General features: G+C 63.5%; 7 protein-coding genes. 3 read left to right on the forward strand and 4 right to left on the reverse strand.

Annotated elements, in window-relative coordinates:
* From H7007_RS01505 to rfbD, 3 genes are all read left to right on the forward strand, one after another.
* The coding region (locus H7007_RS01505; protein ID WP_287152722.1) for a dTDP-4-dehydrorhamnose 3,5-epimerase family protein at window positions 1-308 on the forward strand (308 nt) is incomplete at its 5' end.
* A 95-nt stretch (window positions 309-403) separates the two neighbouring features.
* Window positions 404-559 (forward strand): hypothetical protein, encoded by a 156-nt coding sequence (locus H7007_RS01510; protein ID WP_287152723.1) that lies wholly within the window; start codon window positions 404-406, stop codon window positions 557-559.
* Window positions 547-1,407, forward strand: a complete 861-nt coding sequence (gene rfbD, locus H7007_RS01515) for a dTDP-4-dehydrorhamnose reductase (protein WP_287152724.1) — start codon at window positions 547-549, stop codon at window positions 1,405-1,407. Before H7007_RS01510 ends, rfbD begins: the two co-directional genes overlap by 13 nt.
* A 157-nt stretch (window positions 1,408-1,564) precedes the next feature.
* On the opposite strand, the gene H7007_RS01520 is transcribed toward rfbD, so the two are convergent.
* From H7007_RS01520 to H7007_RS01535, 4 genes are all read right to left on the reverse strand, one after another.
* A complete protein-coding gene (locus H7007_RS01520; RefSeq protein ID WP_287152725.1) occupies window positions 1,565-3,238 on the reverse strand; it encodes a serine/threonine-protein kinase in 1,674 nt (557 codons plus the stop codon).
* Window positions 3,239-3,453: 215 nt separating this feature from the next.
* Window positions 3,454-3,774 carry an FHA domain-containing protein gene (locus H7007_RS01525; RefSeq protein ID WP_287152726.1) on the reverse strand — a complete coding sequence of 107 codons (321 nt, stop codon included), beginning with the start codon at window positions 3,772-3,774 and terminating at the stop codon, window positions 3,454-3,456.
* A gap of 52 nt (window positions 3,775-3,826) precedes the next feature.
* Window positions 3,827-4,234, reverse strand: coding sequence for an NIL domain-containing protein (locus H7007_RS01530; protein ID WP_287152727.1), 408 nt, complete (start codon window positions 4,232-4,234; stop codon window positions 3,827-3,829).
* Complete coding sequence (locus H7007_RS01535; protein ID WP_287152728.1) at window positions 4,235-5,410, reverse strand: homocysteine biosynthesis protein; 1,176 nt, start codon at window positions 5,408-5,410, stop codon at window positions 4,235-4,237.
* Between the last annotated feature and the right edge of the window lie 911 nt (window positions 5,411-6,321).

The following is a 6,321-nucleotide window of genomic DNA, read 5'->3' on the forward strand; positions in this document are numbered from 1 at the left end:
AGGCTTTTCACTGGCACCGCAAACAGCACGACCTGTGGTTCGTGGCCCAGGGCGAGGCACGCGTAGTCCTGCACGACCTCCGCGAGGAATCGCCCACTCACGGGCGGACCCAGGTGATCTACGCCGGAGAACACCGCCCTCTTCTCATCGTCATCCCTCCCGGCGTGGCCCACGGTTACCAGGTCCTGGGGAACAAACCGGTAGGCCTCTTCTATCACACCACCCGCTCCTATGACCCGGCGGACCCGGACGAGGAGCGTATCCCCTACGATGCGCTCTTCGACTGGGAGAGAGAGGCGGGAGACTGAGTGGGATGGGCAAGAGCCTCGAGGCATCCCGTGATGGGGTAGGCGGAGAGGCGGGCTATGACAACGGCTTCCAATATGAGAGAGGGGAGGCTGGTATGCGCGTGGTGATCTGCGGCGCGGCCGGACAGCTGGGGACCGACCTGGAAAGCGTCACCTACGCGTCCTTCAACCCGGAGAGCGGGAAAAGGGGAGAGGGATGCACCAACAGACAGGTTGCGGAAGGGGTGAGGAGGCAGGTATGCGCGTGGTGATCTGCGGCGCGGCCGGACAGCTGGGGACCGACCTGGTGGAGGTCTTCCGGGCTGGAGGCGACGAGGTATTCCCCTTCGACCTCGACCTGGACATCACGGATTACCGACTGGTCATGGAAAGGATCCCCTCCCTCAGCCCGGACCTGGTCATCAACACCGCCGCCGACCTGGACGCCGACCGTGCCGAGCTGGACCCCGAGCCCTCCCTGCGGGTCAACCTGACCGGCGCGCAGAACCTGGCCATGGCCTGCCTGGAGGCCGGTTGTCCTCTGGCTTTCATCAGCTCCGATTACGTCTTCGACGGGCGAAAGGGTGCACCCTACACTGAACTGGACGAGCCCAACCCTCAGGGGGTATACGGCAAGGCCAAGCTGGCCGCCGAACGTTTTCTGGCCTGCACCCTTCCCCGCCACTACATCTTCCGCACCCAGTGGCTGTTCGGCCGTGGAGGGAAGCGCAACTTCGTGAAGAGCATCCTGCGCAACGCCCGCGAGAAGGGTTACCTGCGGGTGGTAACCGATGAGGTGGGGACCCCCACCTACACCGGTGACCTGGCGGAGATCATCCACCGCGTTTGCCGGTCCGGCCAGTATGGCCTCTACCACGCCACCAATCAGGGTGTCTGCTCTCGTTACGACTTCGCCCGGGAGATCGTGGAGATAGCCGGGTGGAAGAAGGTGCCCATCGAACCTATACGCTACGCGGACCTCAACCTCCCCTGTCCCCGCCCCCCCTATTCTCCCCTGGAGAACCTGAACCTCCGCCTGCGTGGCTTCCCACTCGCGCGCCACTACCGGGAACCCCTCGAGGAATACGTGAGGTGGCTTCTCGAAAACGATGCCCTCTAAGCCTCTGTTCGCGGGTGAGGCGCGGAACAAGGCATAACCCCAAGACCGAGTTACAACCCGGCCTTAATGACGGCGTGATCCGTTTGTGAGGCAGGTACACAAGGGAGCGCGAACACATGACCCATTGGAAGCAGCGCAACCCGCTCGCGGATTCGACTCAGGTCACCTCGGCCCGGAGGCGGGAACAGAGGGAATAGAACGCCGCGCTCCCGGCCAGCGCCAGCCACACGCCCCAACCGGTACCCGCCAGCGCCTGGCCCAACGAAAGGCCCGGCGCCCTCCGGTAGCCCAGGCCTGCGAAGACCCGCAGGCCCAGAAAAGCCAGCATGGTTAAAAGCGCCAGCAGGGACATTACCCTCATGGCCCCCGCCCATTTCCCGGGCGGCACCATCCCCAGGACAAGTAGCGCGTCGCACCCGGCGACCAGTGTGGCCAGGCCGGAGAAGAGCATCCCTTCCGGGAAGGATATCCCCGCCATGCTGCGCAGTGGGTTGAGGCCTTTTCCTATCCAGGGGAACAGGGTGGAGACGACCAGCAGCGCGGCCAGGGCGGGGATGTAAAAGGCCAGCCGCCTCGCCCTCTCGGGGATGGCGAACTCGCCGGCGGCCTCTACTTCCCGCCCTCGGCTTAGCGGATGTCCTTGCCCGGAAGCGAGGGCCAAGGGTCGAGTGCGGGCCTCGCTTCTTGCCGTGCTTCCTCCTCCCCTGCTCTTGCGAACGGCCGTTCCAGGGAGTGAGCTGCCATATACTGGTAATTCAGCCCTGGCCCGGGGCTTGGCTTCCGTGGCCGCGCCGCCGAATGCCGTCGTCATCCCGGTATCCGTCACTCCACCGCCCGATTCCTCCGGAGGTTGGTCGGAATAGATGCGGGCGATGAGCTCCTTCCACTCCTTGTCACGCCGGAAGTCGTACCTCTCCCCGGCGGTATCCATATCCAGCTCCACCTCTCTGGCCGCCTCCAGCTCGCTCATCAGGGCCCGCTTCTTGTCGAAGGACTCCTTTTGGCGCGATTCCATCCCCAGTTCCGAGCGCACCTTCATGAGGTCGGCCTTGAGCTCCTCCATGCTGGCGTACCGCAGCGAGGGCTCTTTCTGGAGAGCATGGTGGACGGCCCGTTCCAGAGTGGGTGGAAGGCCCTCTACCAGTTCGGACAGGGCCGCCGGTTCCTCGGTGGCCACACGGTAGATGATGGCGAAATCGTTCTCCGCATCGAAGGGTCGCCGCCCGGAGAGCATCTCGTACAAGGTGACCCCCAGAGCGAAGATGTCCACACGGTGGTCGTAAGGCCTGCCCAGTATGACCTCCGGGGCTATGTAGTTGGGAGTGCCCATGATGACGTCGGTGTGGGTACGGTCGCTCACCCGTATCATCTTGGCGATGCCGAAATCCGCCACCTTGATGTTCCCGTTCTGGAGGACGAAGATGTTGTCCGGTTTAACGTCGCGGTGGACGATGCCCTGCCGGTGTGCGTATCCCAGGGCCTCACAGACCATGGGGGCTATGCTCATGACCTCCTCGGGTGAAAGCCGGCGCTCCGCCAGCACCTCCCGCATGGTCTTGCCCTCCAGGTATTCCATGACGATGTACTGACGGTCCCCCGAGAGGATGATGTCGTGTACGGTGAGGATGTGAGGGTGGGAGAGCCTGGCCGCCGCCTTGGCTTCCTGCCGGAACCTCTCCCTTACCTCGGCCTTCTCCTCCTCGCTAAGGTAATCGGGGACGTTCAGTTCCTTCAGGGCCACGTCCCTCTCCAGGAGCGTGTCATGGGCCAGATACACCCGGCCCATGGCCCCCCGCCCTATCTCCCTCAGGATGCGGTACCTTGCCTCCATCGCTCCACCCGGAAGGTCAACGTACATCTCCGGCATTCGCGCCGGCCGGCAAGAACCTCGAACCCTTCCCGGCGACATTATTCTATCGACACCACCCGCCCCGCACCTTATAACCGGACGACGCAGAACGCCTCCTCAAAGAAGAGAGCAAAGAAAAAGGCGCCCCTTCCGGCCGAGGGTGAGAGGAAAACCCGGCTGGAGAGGCACCGCGTCTTTCAGGCCCGGAAGATGAGTTTCAGCGTTCCCATGTGGATCTCGTCGCCATCCGCCAGAGGCCGAGGTTCGAAAGCCTCCAACTTCTCGCCGTTGACGTGGGTGTAATTGGTGGAGGCGAGATCCATGATGTAATAACGTCCTCCCCCCAGGCGGGTGATCTTGGCGTGCCTCCTGGAGACCCCGGCATCCAGCGCCCCGAAAGGCGCAAGGTCGATGTCCGGGAAGGAGTGGGTGGCCGGATCCGACCTGCCCAGGGTGTATTCCGCTCTCTCCTCCAGGCTGAACACCTGGCCCGAATCCTCGAGTTCCAACTTGGCCATAGCGTTATTTTACCAGCATCACGCCGAGGCGGGCACCCGAAATGTCCTACCCTCAGTAATGTATCTCCATCGCCCGCGGAGGACAGGCCTTTATGCAGAGCTCGCAGGCCACGCAATCGTCCTCCGCGAACCTCACCTCCCATGTCTCCCGGTCCAGCCTCAGCGCCTCAGTGGGACATACCGCCAAGCAAGCCCCGCAATGGGTGCATCGCTCCTCGTTGCGCCTGATGTCCTGGGAGAGGGGCTGGATCTCCACCCCGCAGGAACGCAGGTACTCCAGTCCGCGGTCGTAATCCGCCTCCTCCCCGGTCACCTCCAGGACCAGCAGGCCTTCCTCGCGGGGGGTGATGGAGGCCTTGAGGATGTTGAAGTCCAGGTTGTAATCCCGGACCAGCTTGCTAACGATGGGCTTGTCCACCTGTTCGTGGGGAAAGTGCAGGACTATCTTGTGCCGTACCATTCAACTCACCCCCTTATCCCGCGCCGCGCAGGGAAGGAGATCCACTGGCTCGCTGAGCAGGAACCGGCCCTCCCGTATCCAGCTCTTCAGGGTCTCGGCTATCTCCCTCGCCCTGCTGTAGCTGGACAGCGGAGCGGTGGGAACCTCTTTACCCTCCACCACGATGCGCCCGCTTTTCAACTCCGCGTAGGTGACCTCCCCCAGCACCCGTCCCGTTCCCTGGGGATAATCAACGGAGTAATCCACCACCGGGGCCTTGAGGTCGGCGTCGCGCAACGCGGCATGCCGCACCACCTCCTCGTCCAGCACCGGGATGGGGATCCCGATGCCCACCGCCAGAGTGGCCCCGTACCCGAGGATGGAATATCCGGTGAGGTAGCGCGGGTTCATCCCCCGCAGGTCGCCGATGACGGCGATGGTCCCGGCGGGTCGTGTAGGCGCGCCGTTGGCGGCGCGGGGCACGTCGGTGTTGTGCTGCGTCCCGTGCCAGGCCACGTAACCCACGCCTCCGCCCAGGAAGATGCGCGTCCCGATACCGATGGTGCGGAACAGGGGGTCCTTGAGCAGAGGCGAGAGCTGGCCCGCGCTGCAGTAGTTGGCGTTCCCCAGGTTGGGCCGCAGCACCCCCATGTAGGTGTAGATGACCCGGTCGGAGAGGTTCACGGCCACGTTGTAGTTCTGGTAGGCGTTGCGCGGGTTGAAGAGCCAGGCCTCCTTTACGTCGTCCAGGGTTATCTCCCTCTCCCAGCGGCGGTTGGGGTAACAGTCCGTTCCGTAGGCCTCCGCCCGCAGGCGTACCTTGCGCCCCGCCACCAGGTCCTCTATGACGTGGCCGCCCCCGTAGCGGAACTCTCCTGGAAACACCTCGTTCAGGGGATCGTGCTCCGCCATCTCCGTCGCCCCAATATAGATGTCCACGGCGGCGATGCCGCAGTAGGTGGGGACTTCGTTCAGCCAGGCGCGCTGTATCTTGATGCGCGGCTGGGCGTGGCCCAGGTTGATGAAGGCCCCGGAGGAGCACATGGGCCCGAAGGTGCCCGTGGTCACCACGTCCACGGTGCGGGCCGCCTCCTCCACGCCCTTCTCCTCCACGAGGTCGATGATCTCCTCGGCGGTGACCACCACCGCCTCTCCCTTCTTGATCCTCTCGTTTATCTCCGCGATGGTCTTGGCCATTCCTCTTTACCTCCCGTCTTGACTGGCTCACATTACCGCGGGAGGCTGCGCATGATCCATACCAAACCCACCACCACCTTTCCCGTAACGGACGAGCCTCTCCCTTTCTAATCGATCACCGAATCAAATCCCCGCCTTTCGGGCCACCATTCACGGCAAGCCCAAAGCAACGCCCCAGGATTCGCAGCGTGCTCTTCCCTGCCGCCGGCACCGCCTATGCGCGCCAGCCCGAAGGGACGGGCACCTTCTGCCGCGCCCCCATATCTCCGCCATCCCGGATACCCGTCGGTCGCTGCTTCTACCCGGACAGACCGCATGTCCTTTTCGCCCCAATGCCCCCTTGACTTTCCCTTTCGGCGTCGAATCACGCACCTCCGGCTCGGGAAAAGAAATACCGCCGGCGAAGGCGCACGGCGGTATCCACTACCGTATCACCCGCACCGGGTACGGCGCCGCAGCGCGATACCCTCGCCCATGGTAACGGGGGCATCCGTCCTCGCCTACTCGCTCATCGCTTTCGACGGGAAGCTCCAGGGCCATCTTCAGCCCGCTTCGCGCACCGGTTCTCAACCTCAGCCCGGCTCTCTGTAGCGCTACCCGCGGGCCTACTCCTCCCCTTCATCGCCTTTAGCGGTAGGTATTCGGTTGTCAATATCCACCAGCAAGTTAGTTTATGATGATACTCCCGGCCCCACGGAAAGTCAATCGGAGAGCTATACTGGTTGCTGTCTACAAAAAGTAGGCACCCCATCCCGACAAAACCTCAACACGCTATCCTCTCATGTCCCGCAAGCGCCTTGAGGACGTCCTTCACCCAGGGGTCTCCGCTCCTTGTCTCAAGAAGCGGCATGTGCTTTTCGAGCCAGGCTTCGGGATTCCTCCTCACCTCCTTTCTGAGGGAGGCCATGGCC

The organism is Candidatus Solincola tengchongensis (assembly GCF_015711935.1).
Lineage (GTDB): Bacteria > Actinomycetota > Geothermincolia > Geothermincolales > RBG-13-55-18 > Solincola_A > Solincola_A tengchongensis.